The organism is Amycolatopsis sp. NBC_00345 (genome assembly GCF_036116635.1).
Lineage (GTDB): Bacteria > Actinomycetota > Actinomycetes > Mycobacteriales > Pseudonocardiaceae > Amycolatopsis.
This window is the reverse complement of the sequence record NZ_CP107995.1, coordinates 4363578-4388657: the sequence shown is the minus strand read 5'-3', so window position 1 is coordinate 4388657 and position 25080 is coordinate 4363578. Positions and strand designations below refer to the sequence as shown.

Sequence of the window (25080 nt, the reverse complement as noted above, 5' to 3'; positions counted from 1 at the left end):
GAATGATGCTGGCTCTCATGATGGCGGTGGCGGCCGGGGTTTGCCTCGGGCTCGGCTGGCTGCTGGAGCAAGTGGTGCTGGTCTACGTCGCGCTGGGTCTTTCGGCGGCGGGCTTCGTGCTGGTGCTGGTACAGGCTTGGCGACGCTGGAAGGCGGCCAAGGCGGAACCGAAAACCGTGGACGGTGTCGACCTCGAGATCGTGGAACAGCCGGACAGCGTGGCGGCCGAGGATAGTGATGTCGTTTTCGTGGTGCCGGGGCGAATGCGCTTCCATGTCACCGGATGCCGGCTGCTCGACGGCAAGGATGTCGAGCAGCTGACCCTGGAGGAAGCCGAGGACGAGTCCTTCACGGCGTGCACGGTCTGCGCGAGCCAGGATGTCGCGGAACTGGTCGGGGGCTGAGGCCCGCGACATTTCCCGCGCCGGGGAATTCCGGTGGGGCCGGTCAATGGGTTAGAATCTCTCACGCCCGCGCAACGGTGCGCCGGTAAGGGATGTGAGTGCCTGTGTGTCCACAAAGTACCACTCTCGACAACGACCTGACCAGTTTCATCGGGCGCCGCAAGGAGATCGCGGAGCTCAAGATCGTGCTCTCCTCGACGAGACTGGTCACGCTCGTCGGGGTGGGCGGGGTGGGCAAGACCCGGCTCGCGCGCCGCGTCGGCCAGGGGCTGGCCAAGGGGTTCGCCCACGGGGCGTGGTTCGTCGACCTGGCGCGGGCGTCCGAGCCGGCTCTGGTCGCGAACGTCATCGCGGAGGCACTCGGCGTGCCGGACCAGTCCGCGCTCTCGCCGCAGGCCGCCCTCGCCGAGTATCTGGCCGAGCGGGAGTTGTTGCTGATCCTGGACAACTGCGAGCACCTGCTGCAGGCGTGCGCGGGGCTTGTGAGCGACCTGCTGCGTTCGGCCGGCGGGGTTGTCGTACTGGCGACCAGCCGTGAGCCGCTGGGGGTGCTGGGGGAGCACAGCTGGCCGGTGCCGCCGATGTCCATGCCGGACCTGGCGAACGTGGCCCCGGCCCGGGGCGGCTACGTCTATGGCTACGAGGCGTTGGAGCTGCTTGAAGAACGGGCCCGGACGGTGCGCCCCGAGTTCACCATCGGGCCGGTTTCCCGGGCCATGGCCGCTCAGCTGTGCCGGCGGCTGGACGGCCTGCCGCTGGCCATCGAGCTGGCCGCGGTGCGCCTGCGGGCGCTCTCACTGGAGCAGATCGTCGCTCGCCTGGAAGACCGGTATCGCTTGCTGAGCACCGGAAACCGCGGCGGGCCGGCCCGGCACCAGACCCTGCGCGCCGCGGTGGACTGGAGCTTCGACCTGTGCTCCGAGCGCGAGAAGTGCCTGTGGTCCAGGCTTTCGGTGTTCGCCGGCTCCTTCGCCCTGCCGGACGCGGAGGAGGTGTGCGCCGGCGGCGAGATCGAGCGGGAGGACGTCTTCGAGGTCCTTTCGGGACTGGTCGAGAAGTCGATCGTGCTGTGCGAGGGCACGGACGAGAAATCCCGGTACCGCTTGCTGGAGACCATCAAGGCGTACGGCCACGAACGGCTCGTGGCGGCGGGTGAGGACGTCGTGCTGAGCCGCCGGCATCGCGACTACTACCTCGAATTGGCGGAGCGCAGCGAGGATCGCTGGTTCGGCCGGGACCAGGTGCTCTGGTGCGCGAGGCTGCAGAACGCGCAGGCCAACTTCTGGGCCGCGCTGGACTTCTGCCTGGCGACGCCGGGGGAGTCGTTGACGGGCTTGCGCATGGCGGGCGCCCTCGTCTTCTTCTGGAACGCCTGCGGTCACCTCAAGGACGGCCGGTACTGGCTCGGCCGGGTGCTGGAGACCGCCGTCGAGCCCTCGCGGGAGAAGGTCAAGGCGTTGTGGGTCAACGGGTACGTGGCCATGACCCAAGGTGACAACACGGCGGCGATGGCCAGCTTCGGCGACTGCCTCGCCCTGACCGCGCAGCTGGACGACCCGATGGCCCGCGCGTACTGCCAGCAGTTCCGTGGCTCGGCGGAGCAGTTCAAGGGAAACCTGGAAGAGGCCGAGGTGCTGCTGGAGGAGGCGGTCCGGTCCCACCGGCGCAGCGGGGTGGTGAACTCGCTGACGGTGCTCGCGACGGCGCAGCTCGGTTTCGTGTCGTGCCTGATCGACAAGGCCGATCGGGCTCTCGAACTGTGCGACGACAGCGGTGCGGTGAGCGAGGCGCACGGTGAGCTGTGGGCGTTGTCCTGGGCGCACTGGGTGCGCGGCCTGGCGTACTGGACACTCGCCCGGTTCGAATCGGCCGCGGTCGCGCTCGGCGATTCGCTGCGGGCCAAGAACGCGCTCGACGACCGGCTCGGTATGTCGGCGTGTGCGGAGCTGCTGGCGTGGGTCGCGTGTGAAGCGGGCGCTTCCCGCCGGGCGGCCCAGCTCCTCGGCGCCGCCAAGGCGTTGTGGGCGTCGATCGGGCATCCGCTGTTCGGCTCGGTGGAGCTCCTGGACATCCACGACGGGTACGTCGAGCGCCTGCAGTCGGCGCTGGGCCTGAAGGCGTTCGGCCAATGCCATGCGCTGGGCGAGCAGATGTCGGTCGCGGACGTGCTGTCGTTCGCGTGCGACGAGGCCGTGCGGGCGCGGGATGGCGAGCCACGGCTGACTCGCCGGGAGAAGCAGGTCGCCGGGCTGATCGCGGAAGGCCTGACGAACAAGCAGATCGCCACCCGGCTGGTGATCTCGCAGCGGACCGCGGAAGGGCACGTGGAGCACGTGCTGGCGAAACTGTCGTTCAAGTCGCGGGCTCAGGTGGCCGCGTGGATCGCCGCCGGGACGTAACCAGGGGGCTCGTTCTCACGCGGCCGGTAGCCGGGCGACCAGCCGGGCTCCCGTCGCGCTGTCCTCCACCCGGAGGGAGCCGCCGTGCCGGGCGGCTATGTCGCGGGCGAGCGTGAGGCCGAGGCCCGAGCCGCCGGCGTCTCGGGCGCGGGCGTCGTCGAGGCGGGCGAAGCGGTCGAAGACGCGTTCGCGGTCCGGCGCGGGGATGCCGGGTCCGTCGTCGGCCACTTCGAGGACGACCTCGTCCGCGGTCCGGCCGAGGTGGACGGTGACCGACGAGTGCGCGTGCCGCACCGCGTTGTCCAGGAGGTTGCGCAGCAGGCGTTCGAGCTGCACGGGCTCGCCGGGCACCCGCGCCGGACCGTCCACAACGGACCGTACCGCCGCGCCGCCGGGGCCCACCGCGTATTCCGCCACCTGCTCGGCCACCACGTCCGCGAGGTCGACGACCTCGGCGGGGGCGGGCGTCCCGGCCGGGTCGGCGGCGAGCTGCAGCAGGTCCGCCGTGATGCGCTGCAGGCGCTGGACGTCGAGCAGGGACCGCTGCGCGACCGCGGGCCAGTCCACCCGGTCGGTGTGCTTGAGCGCGACCTCCAGTCCGGCCCGCAGGTTCGCGAGGGGGCTGCGCAGCTCGTGGCTGGCGTCGGCGACGAACCGCTCCTGCTGCTCGTGCGCGTGCTGCAGCCGTTCGAGGGTCGTGTTCGTGGTCACGGCCAGCCGGGCGACCTCGTCGCCGGACGGCGGTACCGGCACGCGGCGGCCGAGCTGGCTCCCGCTGACCTCGCCCAGCTCCCGGCGGATCGCCTCCACCGGCCGCAGTGCCCGCCCGGCCGCGAACCAGGCGACCAGCGCGGTGAGCAGGACCGCCAGCGGGATGAAAAACGCCAGCATGTGGTCGAACGAGCGCACCGTCCGGATCGTGTCCCACGGCAGCACGAACTCGTACAGCGTCAGCCGGTGGCGCTCCGCCGAAGCCGCGCCCGTCAGCCCGTCGTCCAAAGTGGATCCTTCGCGGCCGAACGGCTCCACCAGCGTGGCCGGGACGTCGTCGATCACCCGCCCCAGCACGGTGTACGTGCGGTACTCACGCCACTGTGGATGGTCGCCGGGGTGCAGCGTGACCTCCGTGGTCGTGGTCCACCCGGCCGGCGCCCCGACTGGTGCGGGCGACGGGGGCTTGAGCGCGGGATCCCAGTGACGCAGGTTCTTGCTGCTCACCACCGGCTGCCCGGACTCCGCGACCACCTCGAACATCGCGTCGCCGGACGAGATCGCCGTGGCCAGCCCGGCCCGGCCGCCGCCGAGGGACGCCACCCGGTAGGCGTCGGCCATCCGGTCCAGCTGCGTGCGGGCCGCGCCGGTGGCGTTGCCGGTCAGCTGGGCGCGCAGGAACTCCCGGGTGCCCGCCCAGCCCAGGGCGAACACGACCGCGGACAGCAGCACCGCCGAAAGCGCGGTGCTGAGCCGCACCGACACCGGCCACCGGCTACTCATCGGCCATCAACCGGTAGCCGGCGCCCCGGATGGTGGCGATGGTGCGCCGGCCGAACGGCGCGTCCAGCTTCCGCCGCAGCGCGCTCACGTAGACCTCGACGATGTTCGGGTCGCCCCGGTACGCCAGGTCCCACACCTGTTCCAGGATCTCGTGTTTCGCCACCACCTCGCCGTCGTGGCGCAGCAGGCATTCCAGCACCGCGAACTCCTTGGTGGTCAGCTGCACCGGCTGCCCCGCGCGCCGGCACGTCCGCTTCGCCGGGTCGAGCACCAGGTCGCCGAACTGCAGCGCCGCGGCGGAACCGGCCGAGCCGCGGCGGGTCAGGGCGCGCAGCCGCGCGGTGAGCACCACGTACGAGAACGGTTTGCTGAGGAAGTCGTCGGCGCCGGTGTCGAGCGCCTCGGCCTCGTCGTACTCCCCGTTCTTGGCGGTGAGCATGAGGATCGGCGTGCGCACCCCGCGTTCCCGCAGCGCCGCGCAGACGCGGTAGCCGTTCAGCCTCGGCAGCATGATGTCCAGCACGATCACGTGGTACGGGTACAGCTGCGCGAGTTCGAGCCCTTCGACGCCGTCGCGGGCGAGGTCCACGGCGTAACCGTCGGACTCGAGTCCCCATTGGAGGGTCTCGGCCAGCCGTTTCTCGTCCTCCACCACCAGCACCCGCATGCCCCGATCCTCCCAGACGGCGCCGCGGGTTCCTGAACGGATCTTCAGGTGGTTCAGGAACCGTTCAGGCGCACCCCGCGATGATCGCCGTGGCGGCCGCGACGGACGGCCCCGCCGACGCACGGACCAGGGGAGCGCATGCACCGGAACACAGGGGATCACGCCATCGCGGCCGGGGTGGAGGACGTGGTGAAGGTCTACGGCCGCGGCGACGCGGCGGTACGGGCGCTCGACCGGGTGACCCTCGGCTTCCCGGCGCGGCGCTTCACCGCGATCATGGGCCCGTCGGGCTCGGGCAAGTCCACGCTCATGCACTGCCTCGCCGGACTGGACACTGTGGACAGCGGCCGGGTCCGGATCGGACGGACCGACCTCACCGGCCTGTCCGACGCCGCCCTGACCCGGCTGCGGCGGAACCGGGCCGGGTTCGTGTTCCAGTCGTTCAACCTGCTGCCCACGCTGTCCGCGGAGGACAACATCCGGCTCGGCCTGCGGCTCGCGGGCCGCACCCCGGACCCGGCGTGGTTCGCCACGGTCGTCGACACGCTGGGCCTGCGCCAGCGGCTGAGGCACAAGCCATCGGAGCTTTCGGGCGGCCAGCAGCAGCGGGTGGCGTGCGCCCGCGCGCTGGTGGGCCGTCCGGACGTGGTGTTCGCCGACGAGCCCACCGGCAGCCTCGACTCGCGCTCCGGCGCCGAGGTGCTCGGGTTCCTGCGCACGTCGGTCCGCGAACTCGGCCAGACGGTGGTGATGGTGACCCACGACCCGGTCGCCGCGTCCTACGCCGACCACGGCGTCCTCCTGGCCGACGGCCGGGTCGCCGCGCACCTCGCGCGGCCCACCCCGGACACCGTGCTCGCCGCGCTCGCCGGATTGGGGGCGTGATGCTGCGAACCGTGTTCGCCGGGCTCAAGGCCCGGCCGCTGCGGCTGCTGCTCTCGGCCGTCGCCATCGCGCTCGGAGTGGCCTTCGTCGCCGGATCGTTTGTCCTCTCCGACGCCGTGGGCGCCGGCCTCCGCGACGCCGTCGCTTTCGAGACACGCGGGGTGGACGCGTCGATCACCGCCACCCGCCACGGGATCGAGCTGGACGACCGGACGCTGGCGGAAGTCCGCGCGGTGCCGGGGGTCGCCGCGGCGGACGGCCGCACCACGGTGAGCGCGCCCCTGCGGGACCCCTCGGGCCGGCCGAAGGACATGGCGGCCACCACCCTGTCCGCCGACGAGCGACTGCGCCCGTTCGACCTCACCGAGGGCCGGGTTCCCAGCACGGAGGGTGAGGCCGTGCTGGACCAGGAGGCCGCCGCCGGCTACGCGCTCGGACAGCCGGTGACCGTCTTCGACCAGGACGGCCGCGCGCACTCGTTCACCCTGGTTGGCAAGTTCAGCCGGCCGGCCGACGCCGGTGTCGGCAGCGCCCAGCTGGTCCTGCTGCCCGAAGCCGTGCGCGGGCTGTCGGCGAAGACGGCCTTGGGCGAGATCGTGGTGCGCGCGGCGCCGGGGGTCACGCAGCCGCAGCTCGTCGCCGCGCTGGAGCACGCGGTGGGCGGTCAGGGCATCACGGTGGTGACCGGGCGGCAAGCCGCGTCGCAATTGCTGCGTGAAACCGCGCCCGACTCGGCCGGCCTGACCAAGTTCTTCACCGCGTTCGCGGTGCTCGCGATGGTCGTCGCCGCGATGGTGATCACCAATTCGTTCACGATCCTGGTCGCGCAGCGCGCGCGGGAGCTGGCCCTGCTGCGGTGTGTCGGGGCCGCGAGGCGGCAGGTGTTCACGAGCGTGCTCGCCGAAGCCGTGGTGGTCGGTCTGGTCGCGTCCGTGGCCGGGCTGTTCGGCGGGCTCGGCGTCGCCGCCGCGGTGCAGTCGATCGTCGGCGGGCACGACGCGGCGGTGCACATCCCGCTCACCGCCCGGACGGTCGTCGCGGCCTTGGCGGTCGGGGTGCTGGTGACAACGGCGGCCGCGGCCCTCCCGGCCTGGGCGGCGACCCGCGTCGCGCCCATCGAGGCGCTGCGGACCCCGATCGAAGGCAAGTCCGCGCGCGCCGGGCGGCCCCGCGTGGTGACCGCCGTCGTGTCGCTGGCGGCCGGCGTCGTCTCGGCCGCTTTCGCGGTGGGCGCCTCGGTGGAGACCGGCGCGGCGTTGTCCGTGGTGGCCATGGTCGCCCTGCTCGGGGCAGTGCTGGCCGCGGGGCCGCTGCTGGCCGGGCCGATCGTGCGGACGCTCGGGGCGGTTTTCGCCCCGCTGCTGGGCGGGCCCGCGAAACTGGCCGCGCTCAACGCGGACAGCAACCCGAAACGCACCGCGGCCAGCGCCGCCGCGCTCACGATCGGGCTCGCCGTCGTCTCGCTGGCGACCACGGTGACGGCGGGCGTCGAAGCCGGCCAGGGCCAGGCTCTCGACCAGCAGCTCGCCGCGGACTTCACCGTGACGTCCGTGGTCAGCACCCAGCCGCTGCCCGCCACGCTCGCGGACACCCTGGCGGCGGTCCCCGGGGTCGCCGCCGCCGCGCCCCGGACGTCGTTCTCCGGTGACCTGGGCGCACGCGGCGGTTACGGGATGACCGCGGTCCGCGGCGACGCGCTGGGCACCCTGCTGCGGCCCGCGGTGCTGGCCGGCCGCCTCGACCGGCTCGGCCCGGGTGAGCTGGCCGTGAGCAGCGAGCTGGCCAAGGAAACGGGACTCGCGGTCGGCGACACCGTGCCGGCCGGGCCCAGCGCCCACCCGGTCCCGCTGCGCATCGTCGCGGTCTACGACGCGGTTCGCGCCCCGGGCGCCGACCTCGGGCTCGCCGTCGTCGAGCTCGGCCAGATGCCCGCGATCGCCTACCCGGGCAGCATCGGTGGCTACGACCAGAGCGTCCTGCTCAAGCTCTCCCCGGGCGCGGACCAGTCCGTGGTCCGGCCGGCGCTGGAACGGGCGCTCGCCGTCGCGCCGCTCGCCCAGCTGAACAGCGTGGCCGACCTCGCGGAGCAGCTGGCGGCGCCGGTGCGGAGCACGCTGAACCTGTTGTGGGCGTTGACCGCGCTGGCCGTGCTGATCGCGTTCGCCGGCATCGCCAACACGCTTTCGCTGTCCGTCCTGGAACGCACGCGCGAGTCGGCTCTGCTGCGCGCGCTCGGCTTGACCAGGGGCGGCCTCGGCGCCGCGCTGACGGTGGAGTCGGTGTTCGTCGCGGTGCTGGGCGCGGCGTGCGGGCTGGTCCTCGGCATCGGCTCGGCGTGGCTGATCAGCCGGGTGGCGTCGAGCGATGGCGCCCCGGTGCTGTTCACGCTGCCGTGGGGCCGGCTCGGGATCCTGCTGGGCGCCTCGGTGCTGGCCGCCCCGCTGGCCGCCGCGTTCCCGGCCCGCCGCGCCGCGCGGGTTTCGCTCACCGCCGGGATGGCGGAACAGTGAGGGCGGCTCAGCCGGACCGCTCCGGCATCCGTTCGCCCGGTGCCGGCGCGGTGGTCACCCGGTGATGACGGCGGCCGGTGTACCAGGCGATCGTGCCGCAGATCAGGGCGAGCACGGCGACGGCGACCAGCACGTCGGTCACCGAGGAGACGATCAGCGAGATCAGCAGCGGCCCGGTGAGGCCGCCCACCCGGTTGAAGAAGGACACCGTGCCGGTGGCCCGGCCCCGTTTGCGGGTTTCGGCGAGGTCGGCGGCGATCGGCAGGAAGATCGCCGCCATGGTGTTGACGGCGAACAGGGTCGCGGTGAGTGCAGCCGCGGTCAGCCAGACCTGGCTGCCGGCCAGCCCGGACGCCGCCAGCGCCAGCAGCAGCGCGGCCGTGCAGACGGCCAGGCGCACCGCGAGCCGCACCGGCCCGATCCGGCGGTAGAGCAGCATCATCAGGACGGCGCAGGGAACCATGGCCACCGCGACGGACGTCAGCAGCGTGTTCGCGGTGGTCAGGGAAAGCCCGCCGGCGCGTGACAGGGTCGGCACCCAGGTGGTCAGCCCGAAGGTCAGCAGCCCGACGGCGACCGCGTAGACCCGTTGCAGCCCCGCGGTGAACGTCGTCCTCGATTCCCAGCGGCGCCGGTCCGCCGCGGCGTCATCGGCGGGCTCGGGCGCGGCTTCGGCGAAGGAAGCGCGTTCGGGGATCAGGAAGGTCGCCGCGGCCAGCACCAGCCCGGTCGGGGCGCCGATGAGCCAGAGCACCCGCCAGCCGAAGGCCGGCTCCAGCCACAGCGCCGAACCGGACGCGATGAGGTAGCCGATCGCGGTCGCGACCACCGACAGCCCGGTCACCATCGGCCCGCGGGCCTTGCCGGGGAACAGGTCGGCGAGAATGGTGATCAGCAACGGCGCCAGCCCGCCGACCGCGATCCCCATCAGGAAGCACATCGTCACGTTCCCGCCGAAGCCCGGCATGGTCCCGCACATGCTGGTCACGGTGAACCCCAGGGTGGCGATCAGGTAGGACGCGCGGCGGCCGAGGTGATCGGCCATCCTGGTGAACACCAGCGCGCCGGTCGCCGTTCCGCTGAGGCCGGCCACGGCGAGAAAGGACGCCGTCGACGCGGTGATGCCGTATTCGGCGCGCACCCCGGGAATGACGAAGCCCAGCGTCGAGGTTTTGCTGATGTCGATGGTGAGCGCGGCGGTCGCGACGGCCGCGATCAGCCATCGTCCGCGCTGCCCGGTGGCCGGGACCGCCCGTCCGCGCCCGGGTCTGGCCCGGTTTCCCAGCACCACCGCGCCGACCAGCGTGACCAGGAGTCCCGCGCCCGCGAGGAACATCTCCGGCATGTCCGTGAGTGGCATGCCCTGCAGCGTGTTCCCGTTCATGGCCGGCATGGCCGGGCCGGTCATCGTGAACGGCCGGAAGAAGCCGATGATCGAGGAGACGACAGCCAGCACGGCGCCGGCGACGATCACCACCAGGCAAAGATTCCGGGACCTGCTCGGGTTCATCGACATGCGTTTCCGCCTTCGGTGCCTGGCCGTCCTCCGCCGGTGGGCGATCGGTACAAAACACAGATACCGGCACCGGGGCGGGAACGGCAATACTCCATCGGACTCTCAGCAAGCCCGGAGATGGCGGCTTCGGCGATGCTTACGATGGGCCGTATGGCTCAGCCCAAGATCGAAGCGTTGGCGATACACCCTGATCGTGCGGCGGCCGAGGAACTGGACGCGCGCGACCCCCTGGCGTTCACGCGGGCGCGGTTCTCGGTGCCGGAAGGCGTTGTGTATCTGGACGGCAACTCACTCGGGGCGCTGCCGACGGGGGTGCGGGCGGCGGTACTGGACGCGGTCAGCCGCCAATGGGGCCAGGACCTCATCGGCTCGTGGAACGGCAATGGCTGGTGGACGCTGCCGGAACGGGTCGGCGACCGGATCGGCGCACTGGTCGGCGCGGCGCCGGGGCAGGTGATCTGCGGTGACTCGACGAGTGTGCAGCTGTTCCAGGCGCTCACCGCGGCCGCCCGGCTGCGGCCGGACCGGCGGGTCCTGCTCACCGACGCGTCGAACTTCCCGACCGACCAGTACCTGGCCGACGCCGTCGCGCGGCTGCTCGGGCTCGAGGTCCGCCGGGTCGACCCGGCCGGGCTGAAGGTGGGCGCGGACGTGGCGGTGGTGGCGCTGAGCGCGGTCGACTACCGGACCGGGGAACTGTGGGACGTCGAGGCGATCACGCGGCAGGCGCACGCGGCCGGGGCGGTGGTCGTCTGGGACCTGTGCCACGCCGCCGGCGTGCTTCCCGTGGACCTGGACGGTGTGGGCGCGGACGCGGCGGTCGGCTGCACCTACAAGTACCTCAACGGCGGCCCGGGTTCGCCGGCTTGGCTGTACCTTCCGCATCGGCACCAGCCGGTGGCCGACCTGCCCCTCACCGGCTGGATGGGCCGGGCGGACCCGTTCGGGCTAGCCGGGGCCTACGAGCCGGCCGAGGGCGTGGCGCGGGCGAGGATCGGCACGCCGCCGGTGCTGTCGATGGTGGCCGTGGAAGCGGCCCTCGACGTGTGGGACGGGGTGGACCCGGCGGCCGTGCGGGCGAAGTCCTTGGCACTGGGCGATTTGCTGATCACGCTGGCCGACGGGCTGCGCACGGACGGCGTGACCGTGGTGACCCCGCGCGAGGGCCGGCGGCGTGGTTCGCACGTGTCGCTTCGCCACGAAAAGGCCTACGAGCTCTGCCAGGCGCTGATCGCCAGGGGAGTGGTGGGCGACTTCCGGGCACCCGATCTGCTGCGCCTGGGCCTGGCCCCGCTCTACCTGAGCTACGCCGACGTGTGGGACGCGATGCGCGCCCTGGCCGAGATTCTCGCGACGAAGGAGCACGAGGCTCCGCGGTTCCGCCGGGACCAGACGGCGGTCGTGACCTGAGACGGCCTGCGTGGGCCCCGGTGGCGGCCCGCGACTCGCTAAGCTGCGGCCCCACGACCATGGAGATGACTGTGCCCGAGCTGCCGGCCGAGAAACGTCGCGTCACCAGTGCGTGGCCGCTGGTGCACGCCGAACGAGCGGCCCTGGCTGCCGACCTCGCCAGCCTGACCGACCAGCAGTGGGCGACGCCGTCGTTGTGCGACGGGCTCACCGTCCGCGAGGTGCTGGCGCACCTGAGCGCGGGCGCCGCCCTCGGCCCGGCGCGGTGGCTGGCGGGCGTGGTCCGCTGCCGGTTCGACTTCGACAAGCAGGTGGTGCTGCGGCTGCGCGAGCAGCTGGGCCGGACCCCGGCCGAGACGCTCGCCCGGTTCCGCGACCGCGTCACGAGCACCACCAAACCACCACTGCCGGTACTGGCGATGCTCGGCGAGGTGATCGTGCACGGCGAGGACATCCGCCGTCCGCTGGGCCTTCATCGCGACTACCCGATCGCCACCCTGACCCGGGCGGCCGAGTACTACCGGCAGTCCGACCAGGTCGTGCTGGCGCGGGGCCGCGTCCGCGACCTGCGACTGGCCGCCACGGACGGTCCCTTCGCCGCGGGCCCTGAGGACGGGCCGCTGGTATCCGGTTCCACTGCGGCGCTGATCATGGCCATGACCGGGCGGGCAACCTGCTGCGACGAGCTTGACGGTGCCGGCGTGGAGGTTCTGCGGGGCCGTTGCTGACCTCTGTCCACAGTGGTCACTTTGCCGGATGAGTCAGCTGGGCGCCAAGCCCAGGGCGAGTGGTCCCGGACGACGCGGGAGTTCCGGGTGCGCCAGGACAGGCCGGGGACGCGTCCAGCACGTCCCCGGCCACGCCTCGCGAATCAGTTACCGCATCAGCCGGTACAGCGTGGATCAGTACAGCGTCAGGCGATACGCGCCGGACTGCGCGGTGCCCGCGAACAGGTACCGCCCGTCCGCGCTGATCGTCAGCGAGATCACCCGGGTGTCGGGCAGGGCGCCGGGCATCGGGGACCAGGTGCGGCCGAAGTCGGTGCTGCGCAGCACACCCGCGCCGTCCGCGCTGCCCGCGAACCACACGCGGGGATCGAACGGGTGGGCCACGATCTGGGTGAACTCGCGCGGGTTGTCACCGTCGCGGACCTGCCGGAACGACCGGCCGTTGTCCTCACTGAGCAGCAGCCCGGCGCCGCCCACCAGGATGCGGCCGAAGCCCCAGCGGCTCAGCGAGATGGTGCTGACCGGCTGGTCGGACACCCGCGTCCACGTCTTGCCGCCGTCGTCGGACCGGAAGAGGCCGCTGCGGCTGCCGCCCCACAGGCGGTCCGGGTTCCAGGGGTCCCCGGCGAGGGCGAGGAAGCCTTCCGCCTCGGACTTTTCCCAGTGCTGCCCGGAATCGCCGCTGCGGTAGAGCACGAAGCCCTGGTCGGTGAACGCCGAAAGCAGGAGCCGGTCCGGATCGGCCGGGTCGGCCAGGAACGCCTGGGCCGAGCCCGGCAGCGGCTTGCCGACCAGCTGCCAGTTCCGGCCGCCGTCACCGCTGCGCAGCACGTCCGTGGTGAAGCCGTTCTTGGTGACCTGCCAGACCACGTCCGGCCGGTTCGGGGAGACCGACAGGTACGCGTTCTCGTGCAGCCGGTCGCCGGGATGCGACTGCCACGCCCGCGTCGACGGGACGATCTTTCCTTGCGGCAGCGGGGAGTTGTAGATCTCCTGCACGCCGGCCGCCACCACGCTCTGCTGCCAGGGGTAGCCGGTCGTCACGAGCTGGCGGATCGACTCGCCGGGCACGCCGAGCTGCTGGTAGCCGCTCTTGCCGCCGTCGGAGTACACGCCCCGGTAGAGCGCGGAGACCAGCGTGGCCGCCGGTTTGCCCGCCCCGGCCGGGAGGTCGAGGATGTCGGTCACGCCCTCGCCGGCCGCGGGCACCGGCTTGCGGGTCCACGTCCGGCCGCCGTCGGTGCTGACGTCCAGGTTCTGGTACGTGGCAACGTAGAGGCGGCCGCCGACGAAGCGCGGTTCGCGCAGGGGCTGGCCGGTGGGATCGGCGCGCAGCACGGTCCAGGTCCGGCCGCCGTCGGTGGAGCCCCGCAGCTCGGTGCCGACCGTGACCACGATCTGCCGTCCGTCCGAAGCGACCTGGTCGACCTCGCCGTCGGCCCGGTAGACCTGCTCGGCCTTCGGGTCGTCGCCGGTGACGCCGCGGATGGCCCACAGCGCGTAGTCCGGGGTGACGGTGGTGAAGTAGGCGTCGTCGCCCACCAGCGTCAGCTTCAGGTCGCCGACCGGCGCGGCGATCCCCTGCCGCGGCCAGGTCCTCGGCACGTCGCGCCACTGCGCGCCGCCGTCGATGCTGATGCTGATGCTGTCCCGGTTCTGCACCACGATCGTGCGGCCGGCCGGGTCGGTGGCCATCTGGAACGCCCCGCCGGGGTACCACTCCCGCAGCGTCTGCCAGCTCTGGCCGCGGTCGGTGGTCGCCAGCAGGTCGCCGCGCCACGTGGTCGGGTATTCCGCCGGGACGTTGGCCACGGCCAGCATCCGGTCGGCGTTGGCCGGGTCGACGAAGAACCCTTGGATCACGGTGTCCTGCGGCAGCCCGCGCCGCGCGGTCCAGGAGCCGCCGCGGTCGTCGGACAGCCACAGCGTGGGCGGGCTCGGCTCCATCATGGCGAGCTTGGCCGGGGAGCCGGAAACACCCAGCAGCCCGCCGATGCTGTTGGGGCCGACGGATTCCCAGCCGCCACGAGGCAGACCGGTCGCGTTCACGTCGGCGGTGGGCTGGGGCGAGGGGGCGGCGGTGGCTACGGCGGTCGTCCCGGTGGAGACGAGCAGCGCGAGCAGCCCGAGAACGAGCGTGCGTCTGGCCGTCGATCTCAGAGTGTGCCTGGTGGCCGATCTTGGGGTCATGCGGGTGATCTTGGCCTGCGCCCGGGGCGCCGTATAGCGGCATTCGTCCGATCTTCGTGTCATTTTCACGACAAACCGGGTCTTGACAGGGGTCTTCAGGTCGCCGAACTCTGTCCGTTCTTCTCTTGCCAGGAACCGGTTATCGCCGCGTGGAGGGGCTCGTGCACGGTGCGTATACATCGGATCTCATCGCGGAGGTTCACGTCACAGTGGGCGAATCTTCCGGTTTACCGCCTTCGGCAGCTAGGTTAGGCAAACCTAAGCAGATGCGGGCAGTCGCGCCCGCGTGAAGGAAAGGGGTAAACCGCGTGCGTTCACGTCGCCTGCGGGCGGGGTGACCCCGCGGTCACGGAACCCGGCCATGGTCACCCCCGGCACCCGGAGCGGCCGGGCTGGGCAGGCGATGTCCCACAACAACCCGTCGTCCGGCACCACGCTGTCCCGCATTCCCCGATGCTACGCACGGCGGCAGCCGGGAACATTCGTCCAAGCCACCGGCCCACGACGGCGGCGACAGTGCGTCCATGACTGTTTCCGACAGCACAACCACCGGCGGGATCCACGTACGCCAGGACGGCCCCCGCGACGCCCCCGCGCTCCTGCTCATCCACGGCACCGGCGCGTCGCTGCGCACGTGGGACCCGATGGTCCCGCTGCTGACCGGCTCCCTCCGCGTGATCCGGGTCGACCTGCCCGGGTGCGGCCGGTCGGCCCCGCCGGAGGGCGCGGGGTACGCGCTCCCGGACCAGGCCGGCCGGGTCGCCGCGGCGCTGGACCGGCTCGGCGTCGAACAGGCCGTCGTCGCCGGGCATTCCAGCGGCGGGATGATCGCCACCGCGCTGGCCGAGCAGCGGTCCGGCCTGGTGACCGCGCTCGCGCTGATCAACACCGGCCCCGGCATGGCCGCCTACATCGCGGACGAGCTCACCATCGGCCCGGCGCAGTGGCCGGACCTGACCGACGAGCAGCTCCGCCGGCTCCTGAGCCCCGCGTTCCGCGCGGGTTTCGAGATCCCCCAGGCGTTCGTGGACGAGACGCGCGGGATGAACCTCCAGACGTTCGCCGCGACTTCGCAGGCGGGCCGCGCGTACCTGGAGGAGCGGGTCCTCCCGGAACGGCTGGCGGCACTGGGAAAACCGCTGCTGGTGATCTTCGGCGAGGACGACCGGCGGTGGCGCTCCTCGTCGGCTGCTGAGTACCGCGCCGTTCCCGGTGCGGAAGTCGAGCTGCTGCCCGGCTCCGGGCACTCACCCAACGTCGAGGACCCGTCGCGGACTGCCGCGCTTCTCTTGGCCTTCAGCGCCGTTTGATGCGGCGGAGGCCGCGCACGAGCAGCGGCGTGCAGATCGCCGCGAACAGGACCAAGGCGGCCCAGGCCCCGAAGCCGCCGAGACCGCCGCCTTGGTACGACGTGGGCTCGGCGTTGCGCCAGTCGGTCGAGCCGCCGTTGGCGTCAGTGGCCTCGGCGGCCGAGGAGCTGGGGCCCGCGGAGGCGTGGGGCCCGGTCGAGGCGCCCGGCCCGCCCGCGCTGGTGCGGGCGCTGCCGCCGGTGCCGCCGTGGGTGAGGGCGTCGACGCCGCCCATGCCGGCGAAGGGATCCTGCGGTGCGGTGGCGCCGGCCCCGAGGCCGCCGTGGAACGTGGGGTTGCCGCAGTTGCCCGCGTTCAGCTGCTTGGCGGGCTGCCCGGTGAGGCGGGCGTTCGCGTTCATCATCTCCTGCGACAGGTTCGGCGGCAGCGGCGAGTACCCGATGCGGGCCATGTTGATCTGGCCGTCGCAGGCGATGTGCTCGACGAAGGCGCTCATGGTGTCCGTCTTGGCCGCTTCGGAGTAGCCGCCCTTGCAGGTGTCGCGGCCGCTGGCGCACGGGGTCATCAGGTAGGAGTACGCCGAAATCGGGTACGTCAGCGGGTTCGGGTTGGTGTACACCCCGGACAGTTCCTGGCTCAGGTCCGGGCGCAGGTTCGCCTTCGACAGCGCCGCCGCGATGTTCGCGGCGTAGGGCAGGGTGTACTGGCCCGCCTCGTTGTCCACCCACGCCGTGGGCGCGTTGTACTTCTTGGCGTAGCCGAATTCGTCGTAGCCGATGGAAAACGGGACGCTGCCGTTGGCGACGGTCTGCGCGATCTGGTCGGAGTCGGCGAACAGCCGGTAGAAGTCCGCGTCCGGGCCCATGGTGGGCAGCTGGATCGGGCGGACGCCCGGCGGCAGCGGGCCGATGCCCTTGTCGGTGTTGCGGCCGATGAAAGCGTTGTACGCGTTGGGCGCGACGTGCGCCACGAAGTCGTAGAACAGCGCGGTCGTGCCGGACTGGCCGCTGCGCCCGATCAGCGTGATCGGCCGGTCCGGCAGCGCGAAGCCGCCGTTGGTGGCCGTGATCGCCGGGTCGTTCCAGCGGGTGATGTCGCGGGCGAAGATCCGCGCGATGGTGTCCCGCTTCAGGTGGAGCGAGTCGACGCGGCGGCCGGCGGCGTCGGTGACGTTGTACATCACCGCGACCGCGCCCGCGACGTCCGGGACGTACTGGTACCCGCGCTGGTCCGCGCTCAGCCCGCCGCCGCCCGCGGCCTGCAGCGAGCTGACTTCGGCTTCGGTGCCGGCGAAGTCGACGGTGCGGTCGCCGTACTGGTTGACGCCCGCGGGCGAGCCCAGCGCGCTGTAGTTGACCGGGATGCCGCGCGAGTTGGCGCCGTTCTGCCAGTCGCTCATGGCGAGCCCGACGTAGGTGGACCCGGATCCGTTGACCTGGGTGAAGGCCTCGGCGGCGGGGGCCAGTGCCAGCTGGCCCGCCAGCACGAGGGCGGCGCAGCCGAGGGCCGCCAGACTCTTGCGGTGCATGAAAAAGACTCCCGGTCAGCCGAAACGGCCGTTGACGTAGTCGTGCGTGCGGCTGTCTTCGGGCTCGCCGAAGATCTGCTCGGTGGACCCGTGCTCGACGATGCGGCCCGGCTCGTTCTCCCCGGCGAGGAAAAACGCGCAGTGGTGCGAAACCCGTTGGGCCTGCTGCATGTTGTGCGTGACGATCACGACGGTGACCTCGTCGGAGATCTCCACGATCGTCTGCTCGATCCGCCGGGTGGAGGTCGGGTCCAGCGCGGAGCAGGGCTCGTCCATCAGCAGCACGTTGGGCTGCACCGCGAGCGATCGCGCGATGCACAGCCGCTGCTGCTGGCCGCCGGACAGCGCGCCGCCGGGGGACTGCAGGCGGTCGCGCACCTCGCGCCACAGCCCGGCCCGCTCGAGGCTCTGCTCGACCAGGCCGTCCTTGTCGTCGCATTTGACGCCGGCCAGCTTGAGCCCCGCGAGCACGTTGTCGCGAATGGACATCGCCGGGAACGGGTTGGGCTTCTGGAAGACCATGCCGATCCGCAGCCGGGCGTGCTGGGCGCGGGTGCCGTCCGCGTAGATGTCCTGGCCGTCCAGCAGCACCTCGCCCGCCAGACTGGCCGAGGGCACCAGCTCGTGCATCCGGTTGAGGATGCGCAGGAAGGTCGACTTGCCGCAGCCCGACGGGCCGATCAGCGCGGTCACCTCGTGCGCGGGCATGGCCAGTGAGACGTCTTCCAGCACCAGCCGGTCGCCGAACCAGGCGTGCACCCCGCGTGACTCCAGGGCGGCGGCGCCGGGCGGCGGCCCGCCGACCACGCGCACGGGCTGGGGGGCGTCGAGGATTTCGGTCACCGGTCACTCCTGGGTTTCGTCCGGCGGCCCGGCCGGCGTCGGCGGCCGATCAGCCGGGTCAGCGCGAACAGCGCGAAGATCAGCAGGATCAGCACCAGCGCGCCGATGTACCCGCGTTCCTGTGCCGAGGCGAGGGGTTCCTTGATGTAGCGGTAGACGAAGCGGGGCAGGCTCTCCTGCGGGTCGGAGAACGGGTTGTAGTTCATCGACAGCGAGCCGAACGAGGTGAACAGCAGCGGCGCCGTTTCCCCGACCACGCGGGCGATGCCGAGGATGATCGCGGTGCTCACGCCGGTGCGGGCGGTCGGCAGCACCACCGACCACACCGTGCGCGCGCGGCTCGCGCCCAGCGCCAGCGAGGCTTCGCGCAGGCCGTCCGGCACCAGGCGCAGCACCACGTCGACGGTCCGGGTGACGGTGGGCAGCATGATCATCGTCAACGCGAGTGTCGCCATGAAGCCGGAGAAGCCGCCTTGCACCGGCGGCAGGATCAGCGCCGCGTAGACGAACAGGCCGGCCACCACCGAGGGCAGGCCGCTCATCGCGTCGACGAAGATCCGCACCGGGCGGCGGAACCGCGACCGCGTCTCGTTGAGGAACACCGCGGTGAGCACCCCGAGCGGGACCACGAACACGAGCGCGAGCGCGGTCTGCTCCAGCGTGCCGACGATCGCGTGCAGGCCGCCGGTCGCCGTCGCGGGGTCGGTCGGCGCGACCGACGACATGTCGTGGCCGAAGAACGCCAGGCGCAGGCTCGGCAGGCCCTTCGCCACGATGTACCCGAGCAGGAACAGCAACGGCACCAGCAGGCCGGCGGCCCCGCTGATCACCACGGCCGACACCAGCCGGTCCATCGCGGCGAGGTGGCCGAGCCGGTCGCGGGTGACCAGGTACAGCATGGCCAGGTACAGCAGGTAGGCGACGACGAGGTCGGCGAGCCGGCCCGGCGAGGTGAGCAGCTCGTGCAGCACGAACCAGGTGAGCAGGGTCGCCGACACCGCGCAGCCCAGCGCGACCAGCCGGTCCTGCGGGGTGGTGGCCGAAGTGCGGCGCCGGACCGGGACCACGGGCGCGGCGACCGGGTCCCCGTCAGTGTCCACAGTGTCCTTGACGGTGGTGGTCATCAGGCGTCCACCCCGACCCCGGAGCGGCTGCGGGAGATGATCACCGAGGCGGTGAAGTTGGTCGCCAGCGTGAACACGAACAGGACCAGCCCGGCCGCCATCAGCCCGTTGAGCCCGAGCCCGGACATGCCCGCGTTGTTGGCGATGAACCCGGAGATCGTGGCGCCGCCGAACTCGAGCAGGTGCGTGGTCACCTGCGGGACCTGCGGCAGCAGCAGGGAGACCGCGATGGTCTCGCCGAGCGCCCGGCCGAGGCCGAGCATCGAGCCGCCGACGATCCCGCCGCGGCCGAACGGCAGCACGACCGTGCGGACCATGCCCCAGCGGGTGCTGCCCAGTGCGAGGGCCGCTTCTTTTTCCCCGGCCGGCGTCTGGGTGAACACCTCGCGGATCACCGAGGTGGTGATCGGGATGACCATCAGCGAAACGACCAGCCCGGCGACGAACATGGAGTTGAACAGGATCGCGCCCGGTTTCGTCGAGAACAGCGGGAACCAGCCCAGGTTCGACGTCAGCCACTCCGAAAGCGGCGTGATGTACGGCCGCAGGAAGCTGAAGCCCCACAACCCGTAGAGCAGGCTGGGGATCGCGGCGAGCAGGTCCACCAGCCCGGTGAGGAACCCGCGCACCCGGCCGCTCGCGTAGTCGCTGATGAACAGCGCGGCGAGGATCGACAGCGGCACCGCGAACACGACCGCGATCAGGGCGACCACGATCGTGCCGTAGAGCAGGCCCAGCACGCCCAGCTGCCCGGACGCCGCGTCGAACTGCACGGTGGAGAAGAACCCGAACCCGCTGATCCGGAAGGCGGGAACCGAGCGGTAGACGAGGAAGAAGCCGATCACGACCAGCAGGCCGAGGACCGACAGGCCGGCGCCGGTCGTCAGGCGGCGGAACACGCGGTCGGCCCGCGACGGCACGTCGGCGATCGCGAGCGGCTCCGGAGGCGGGGCGCCCGGAGCGGGGGTCGTGACTGTCACGGCAGCGAGTATTCCGAGCACTGGCCCGGCGAAGTTGGACGAGCAGCGAAGGCCCGACGGCGTGTTCGTGAACCGCTTCGCGCGTGCCCCCGCCTTTGTTGACGGGGCGCACCCGGCTTGAGGAGGTTGGCACCATGAATGGCTTGAGACGGGTAGTCCTCGTGTTCGCCAGTGGCCTGCTGGCCGTGCTGGGGCTCGCGGCGGTGCCGTCCGCATCCGCGCAGACCAGTGCGCCACCCCTCACCTACACGGTCCAGACCACCGGCGGCGACCTCGCGCACGCGCAGGACGGCGACCCCCTGCGCATCACGGTCGCGGGCCTGCCCGCCAACGCCACGGCGAACTTCGTCGTCTGCCCGGCCCAGCTGCGTGACTCGCTGCTGAAGTCGCAGCTGGACCCCGTGACGAAGAAACTCGTGTGGGTGCCGGACCCGTCGTTCGCGAACCGGGTCACCGCCTACTGCGGCAACCTCAACGACGAGCTGTCGGGCGCGTTGTTCCAGACGCCGCGATCGGACCGGGGCCGCAGCGCGGCGAGCCAGACCGTCGTGTTCGACACCTCCGTGCCGAGGGGCGCGAGCGCACCGAAGGCCGTCGCGTTCGACCCGGAGTTCACCACCCTGGCGGCGTCCGCGACGATCCCGTGGCCGGCGAACCCCGCGAAGAAGCAGTACTCGTTCGCCTGCGACGAGACCCACCCCTGCACGATGATGCTGAAGCTCACCGGCAAACCGGCCGGCGCCACCGTCCCGCAGACGGTTTACGACAGCTCGATCACCTTCGCCGCGTCCGCCCCGGGACTGAAGATCCAGGGCTGCGGCGGCGTGGGCGCCGGCACGGTGACCGCGAGCATGCCGGAGCGGTTCGGCCGGACGGCGGTGGCCTGGAACCAGATGCTGTGCGCGCCGACGAAGGCGGTGCAGCCGGCCAACATCGTGGCCGAGACCGAGGACAGCGGGCTGACGTCGTTCGACAAGGGCGACTCCGACGTGGTGGTCACCGGCTCCGGCGGCACGCTGGCGGCCCAGTCCGTCCGGGCCCGCAGCTACGTCCCGGTGGCGCTCAACGCCACCGTGGTCGCCGCCGTCGGCTGGACTCCGACCGACCGCTCGGACACCGGCGCGGCACTGCTGTCGCGGCTGTCCGGGGGCCCGGCGTTCAGCTGGGACGACGTGGCGAACCTGCTGAGCAAGGGCGGCGAGCTGCCGGACAGCACCGGCCGCGGCGGGGTCTTCGCCGACGGCTCCGCGCTCGTGGCCCGGAACCCCGCACTCGCTGTGATCAGCGGCCCCACCAGCCCCGTGCAGGCGCCGGATTCCCGCGCCGGGCACTTCGACAACACGTTCTACGGCGTCACCGGCGAGGCCGGGCCGGGCAGTGTCCCGCTGACGCTGAGCGGACGGCTGGCCGGGCTGCCCGCCTGGACGTACGGCAGTTTCCGCGACGCCCAGGGAAAACCGCTGGCCGGCAACGGCAAGCCGGTCGGCGTGGTCGGCGACCTCAACACGCTCAACCTCGGCGACGACGGTGTGCACAACGTCGACGCCAAGACCGGCCGGATCAACGTCCGCAAACAGGTCAGCAGCGCCACTCTCGGCACCGGGCAGGAGTGCGTGAACGGCTGCCTGAACTGGGTCGTCACCGACCTGGCCACCGCGACCGAGTACGGCTGGACCCCGGCCGCGCTGCCCGACGGCAAGGGCGGCTACGTCGCGCCCACCCCGGCGACGCTGCAGGCCGCGGCCGCGCACGCCCAGCCGGCCGAGGACGGCTCACTGCACCTCACCGGCGGCGCTGGCTACCCGCTCACGTTCGTGGAATCCGTGACCGCTCCGGTCAACCCGCTCGTCGACGCGGCTTGCGCGCCCGAGAAGGCGAAGCAGGACCAGCTCGCCACCTTCCTGAAGGCCGCCACCAACGGCGGCCAGAACAGCATGGGCCCCGGTCTGGTTCCGTTGACGCCCGACCTGCTGTCCGCCGCGCAGGACGCCGTGGCGAAGGTCGGCACGGGCACCGCCTCGGCGGCCTGCCACGAACAGCAGGAGGCGCAGAACCCCGGCACCGGACCGGGCGGGCCAGGTGACACCGGCGGGGGTGGCCCGGTGACCGGGGGCTTCGGCGGCACCGGGCCGGGCACACCGGTCGCGGGCCCGGGCCCGGAGGCCGCGGCGCTGGCGATGCAGGCGCCCACCCAGGCCAGCGTCCAGGCGGCGCGGAACCTCGCCGACGGGGTCCGGATCCCGCTGTTCCCGGGCGCGGGCGCGCTGGCGGCGCTGATCCCGCTGCTGGCCCTCGTGGCGCTGGTGCTGCTGCCGTCCGCGACCGGGTACCTGACCGCGGGCAAACCGTTGCCGCCCTGGGTGAACCGGCTCGCCCGCCGGGTCGCGGCACTCTGGGTTTCGGTACTGCGGATTCCGGCGCTGCGGGGCCGGGCATGACGACCACGGAGGCCCCGCGTCCCGCGGTGCGGTTCGATCCCAAGTGGACAGTGGTGACCGTGGCCGGCTGGCTGGTCACCACGGCGGTGTGCGTCGGCCTGGTCGCCTACGCGCTCGGGCCGATGCTGGCGAACAACGACCAGCGTGCCGCGCTGGCCACCATCAAGGCCGGGATGGCGGAGGCGCAGGGCGCGACCCGGACCCTGCTCGGCGCCGCGCCGGTGACGAAGCCGCCGGAGTTCGGCGCGCCGGTGGCGGTGCTGGAGATCCCGAAGCTGCGCGTCCAGCAGGTCGTGCTCGAAGGCGCTTCGCCCGGCGAGACGACGTCCGGCCCGGGCCACATTCCCGGCACGTCGGGGCCGGGCCAGCCCGGGAACTCCGCGGTGGCCGGGCGTTACTCCGGTTACGGGGCCCCGTTCGCCCGGCTGGGCGAGCTGGCCCGGGGCGACCAGCTCGTGGTGGCGACGACGCAGGGCCGGTCGGTCTACACCGTGACCGGCGCCGCGACCCGGGACCTGGACGAGGACCGGGACTACGGCCGCACCCAGGACGACCGGCTCACCCTGGTCACCTCGGCGAGCTGGTGGCCGGGCTCGGCGTCGCGGGCGACGGTGGTCACCGCGGTGCTGGCGGGCAAGCCGTTCCGCCCCACGCCCCAGAACGGCCGGGCGGACGCGCAGGACGGGCGGACCGGCGACAGCGGCGCGTGGGCCCAGCTGGTCCTGTCCTTCGGCGGGTTCGCCGCGGCGGCCGCGGGCGCGACCCTGCTGTACCGGCGCTGGCGCCCGGTCTCGACCTACGTGATCACCACCCCGGCGCTGCTGGCGCTGGCCGTGCTCGCCGCCGCCGCGGTGTGGCGGCTGCTGCCCGCCTGGGCCTGAACCACCAGCGGCACAACGGGAACCGGCCCGGACGGGAAACCCCGTCCGGGCCGGTTCCGTTCGTGGTGCGGGTCAGGACAGGGTGCAGGTGACGCCGTTCGCGTCGGCGGCCAGCGGCTTGAAGCCGTACTTCGTCAGCGTGGTGGCCAGGGAGCCGGCGCACAGCTTGCTCGGGCCGGTGCTGTCGAACCCGACCGCGTTCAGCGCGGCCTGGTACGAGGGCGAGCGGGTGTCGAGCACGTAGTACACGGTCCGGGCGCCGAGGAAGCCGTCGGTGAACGCCGGGGCGTAGGTGCCGGCGCTGCCCGAAACGGGGGCGGCGTCGGAACCGGCACCGGTCAGCGTGCCCGCGAAGAACCCGGCGCGCTTGTCGGTGACGACACTGTTGCCCTGCGCGACCCACTGGGCCACCGAGTACGGCGCGATCGCGGACGCCTGGTCGGCGGCCGCGATGGTGTTGCCCTCGTTCTCCTGGAACCGCTTGACCGTCACCGGCTTGGTGGTCGGGTCGAAGCCGAGCACGGTGCCGGTGAAGAACGCCAGCGTGCCGGAACCGGCCTGCGGCAGGTAGACGGTGATCGCCGCGTTGGCGCCGCCGACCTGGTTCCAGTTGGTGATGGTGCCGCTGTAGATGCCGCGCAGCTGCGCCAGGGTGAGGGTGACGCCGGCGCCCGCGCCGGTCGACGAGGCGGACCAGGAGACGCCGTCCTTCGCGAAGCCGTAGAACTCGAAGGTGGCCGGGTCGGTGCCGGCGCGGCCGGCCGACGAGCGGGCGATGTCGATCGAGGCGCTGCCGGCCGCGGCGGCGTTGGCCAGCGCGGTCTTGCCCGCGCCGGAGCCGTTGGCCGGCGGGTTGGCGGCGTTGTAGGTCGTGCCGGCGTCGAACGAGTCGCTGGGCACGGTGAAGGAGGCGCCGCTCGCGAGCACCGGCGGGATGCTCACGTACTTGTCGGGGTCGACGTTGGTGGCGTCGGTGTTCGCGGCGGTGAAGATCGCGTTGGTGACGTCGGCGATCGTGTCGGAGCCGGCGGCCGCGAGGACCTCGGGGAGGCCGTTCGGGCCGGGCACGGCGCCGGCGGTGCCCGGGAGGAGGAGGCAGGCGCCTGCGGCGACGGCGGTGATGCCCACGAACCGGGCAGTACGAGCACGCATGGGTTGTACTCTTTCTGTCTGGTCTAGGCCACGGGATTCCGTGGCCCAGACCAACCTCGTCCAGCCCGGCAACGCGGGGCGGTGTGTTGCCTTCCCGCCCGACGGCGTGCCGGTTAATGCCCGACGAACGCACGCGCAGTGAGGGGTCTTCAGCCGGGGAGCCGGTATTTGGTGCGCCAGTCGGTGATACGACCGTCCACGGCGGACTCCGCGGCCTCGCCCGCGGCGATGGCGAAGCGTTCGTAGCCCCGCTTCGCCTCGATGCGGCGCCCGTAGGCGTGGCTCGCGATCGCGATCGACCCGTGGCCGGCGTGCAGGACCCAGCGCCAGTCGATGCCGTGGTCGTGGGTCAGCTCCAGCCGGGTGCGGCCGAGGTTCGCGCACAGCCATTGGACGGCCGCCACGCACTCGTCCCCGCCCCGGTAGTCCACAGTGCCCAGCCCGAGCGACGCGTTGTTGCTGCCCAGCAGCCGCCACCGGGTCGCCTCCCCGCGCCCGCCGATCAGCTGGAACCGCGGTATCCGGCGCGGAATCGCAACGCTGTTCATTTGTCGCATCCCCAGTTCGCGCGGAACGGCCATCCGGTGAAACGCCGTCCCTTGGCACAAAGAACATCGTGCG

At 72.4% G+C, this 25080-nt stretch carries 19 protein-coding genes; 9 read left to right on the top strand and 10 right to left on the bottom strand.

The window, feature by feature from the left end:
- Window positions 1–2 precede the first annotated feature (2 nt).
- A complete protein-coding gene (locus OG943_RS19190) occupies window positions 3–404 on the top strand; it encodes a hypothetical protein (protein ID WP_328611157.1) in 402 nt (133 codons plus the stop codon).
- Window positions 405–508: 104 nt separating this feature from the next.
- Complete coding sequence (locus OG943_RS19185) at window positions 509–2803, top strand: ATP-binding protein (protein WP_328611156.1); 2295 nt, start codon at window positions 509–511, stop codon at window positions 2801–2803.
- 15 nt (window positions 2804–2818) lie between these two features.
- On the opposite strand, the gene OG943_RS19180 is transcribed toward OG943_RS19185, so the two are convergent.
- Together OG943_RS19180 and OG943_RS19175 are read right to left on the bottom strand one after the other, a co-directional pair.
- Window positions 2819–4279: a sensor histidine kinase gene (locus tag OG943_RS19180; protein WP_328611155.1), complete on the bottom strand. Its 1461-nt coding sequence runs from the start codon at window positions 4277–4279 to the stop codon at window positions 2819–2821.
- 10 nt (window positions 4280–4289) lie between these two features.
- Entirely contained in the window at window positions 4290–4964 is a 675-nt protein-coding gene (locus OG943_RS19175; RefSeq protein ID WP_328611154.1) for a response regulator transcription factor, read from the bottom strand.
- A gap of 138 nt (window positions 4965–5102) precedes the next feature.
- On the opposite strand from OG943_RS19175, the gene OG943_RS19170 reads away from it, so the two are divergent.
- Both OG943_RS19170 and OG943_RS19165 read left to right on the top strand, forming a co-directional pair.
- On the top strand, window positions 5103–5849 hold the full coding sequence (locus OG943_RS19170; RefSeq protein ID WP_328611153.1) for an ABC transporter ATP-binding protein: 747 nt from the start codon (window positions 5103–5105) through the stop codon (window positions 5847–5849).
- On the top strand, window positions 5849–8359 hold the full coding sequence (locus OG943_RS19165; protein WP_328611152.1) for an ABC transporter permease: 2511 nt from the start codon (window positions 5849–5851) through the stop codon (window positions 8357–8359). Before OG943_RS19170 ends, OG943_RS19165 begins: the two co-directional genes overlap by 1 nt.
- 7 nt (window positions 8360–8366) lie before the next feature.
- On the opposite strand, the gene OG943_RS19160 is transcribed toward OG943_RS19165, so the two are convergent.
- Entirely contained in the window at window positions 8367–9836 is a 1470-nt protein-coding gene (locus OG943_RS19160) for an MFS transporter (RefSeq protein WP_328611151.1), read from the bottom strand.
- A gap of 189 nt (window positions 9837–10025) precedes the next feature.
- On the opposite strand from OG943_RS19160, the gene kynU reads away from it, so the two are divergent.
- Together kynU and OG943_RS19150 are read left to right on the top strand one after the other, a co-directional pair.
- Window positions 10026–11285 (top strand): kynureninase, encoded by a 1260-nt coding sequence (kynU, locus tag OG943_RS19155; RefSeq protein ID WP_328611150.1) that lies wholly within the window; start codon window positions 10026–10028, stop codon window positions 11283–11285.
- Between the two features lie 71 nt (window positions 11286–11356).
- On the top strand, window positions 11357–12013 hold the full coding sequence (locus OG943_RS19150; protein WP_328611149.1) for a maleylpyruvate isomerase family mycothiol-dependent enzyme: 657 nt from the start codon (window positions 11357–11359) through the stop codon (window positions 12011–12013).
- 174 nt (window positions 12014–12187) lie between these two features.
- Here the strand turns inward: OG943_RS19150 and OG943_RS19145 are convergent, their stop codons facing one another.
- Window positions 12188–14203, bottom strand: coding sequence for a sialidase family protein (locus OG943_RS19145; RefSeq protein ID WP_328611148.1), 2016 nt, complete (start codon window positions 14201–14203; stop codon window positions 12188–12190).
- Between the two features lie 524 nt (window positions 14204–14727).
- Here OG943_RS19145 and OG943_RS19140 point away from each other — a divergent pair.
- Window positions 14728–15513, top strand: a complete 786-nt coding sequence (locus tag OG943_RS19140) for an alpha/beta fold hydrolase (RefSeq protein WP_328611147.1) — start codon at window positions 14728–14730, stop codon at window positions 15511–15513.
- Here the strand turns inward: OG943_RS19140 and OG943_RS19135 are convergent.
- From OG943_RS19135 to pstC, 4 genes are read right to left on the bottom strand one after another with little or no spacing between them, the layout of a single operon-like run.
- Window positions 15500–17041: a substrate-binding domain-containing protein gene (locus OG943_RS19135; protein WP_328611146.1), complete on the bottom strand. Its 1542-nt coding sequence runs from the start codon at window positions 17039–17041 to the stop codon at window positions 15500–15502. The two genes, OG943_RS19140 and OG943_RS19135, sit on opposite strands and share 14 nt — an antisense overlap.
- 15 nt (window positions 17042–17056) lie before the next feature.
- Window positions 17057–17875, bottom strand: coding sequence for a phosphate ABC transporter ATP-binding protein (locus OG943_RS19130; protein ID WP_442874796.1), 819 nt, complete (start codon window positions 17873–17875; stop codon window positions 17057–17059).
- A 5-nt stretch (window positions 17876–17880) separates the two neighbouring features.
- Window positions 17881–19008, bottom strand: a complete 1128-nt coding sequence (pstA, locus tag OG943_RS19125) for a phosphate ABC transporter permease PstA (RefSeq protein ID WP_328611145.1) — start codon at window positions 19006–19008, stop codon at window positions 17881–17883.
- Complete coding sequence (pstC, locus tag OG943_RS19120; RefSeq protein WP_328611144.1) at window positions 19008–19988, bottom strand: phosphate ABC transporter permease subunit PstC; 981 nt, start codon at window positions 19986–19988, stop codon at window positions 19008–19010. The genes pstA and pstC overlap by 1 nt, the downstream gene beginning before the upstream one ends.
- Before the next feature lie 143 nt (window positions 19989–20131).
- On the opposite strand from pstC, the gene OG943_RS19115 reads away from it, so the two are divergent.
- Together OG943_RS19115 and OG943_RS19110 are read left to right on the top strand one after the other, a co-directional pair.
- Window positions 20132–22426: a hypothetical protein gene (locus tag OG943_RS19115; RefSeq protein WP_442874745.1), complete on the top strand. Its 2295-nt coding sequence runs from the start codon at window positions 20132–20134 to the stop codon at window positions 22424–22426.
- Window positions 22423–23307 carry a sortase gene (locus OG943_RS19110; protein WP_328611142.1) on the top strand — a complete coding sequence of 295 codons (885 nt, stop codon included), beginning with the start codon at window positions 22423–22425 and terminating at the stop codon, window positions 23305–23307. The genes OG943_RS19115 and OG943_RS19110 overlap by 4 nt, the downstream gene beginning before the upstream one ends.
- 72 nt (window positions 23308–23379) lie before the next feature.
- Here the strand turns inward: OG943_RS19110 and OG943_RS19105 are convergent, their stop codons facing one another.
- Window positions 23380–24459: a substrate-binding domain-containing protein gene (locus tag OG943_RS19105; protein ID WP_328611141.1), complete on the bottom strand. Its 1080-nt coding sequence runs from the start codon at window positions 24457–24459 to the stop codon at window positions 23380–23382.
- A gap of 149 nt (window positions 24460–24608) precedes the next feature.
- The gene (locus OG943_RS19100; protein ID WP_328611140.1) at window positions 24609–25007 is read right to left on the bottom strand and encodes a DUF1508 domain-containing protein; all 399 of its coding nucleotides are present in this window, start codon (window positions 25005–25007) and stop codon (window positions 24609–24611) included.
- Window positions 25008–25080: the final 73 nt, after the last annotated feature.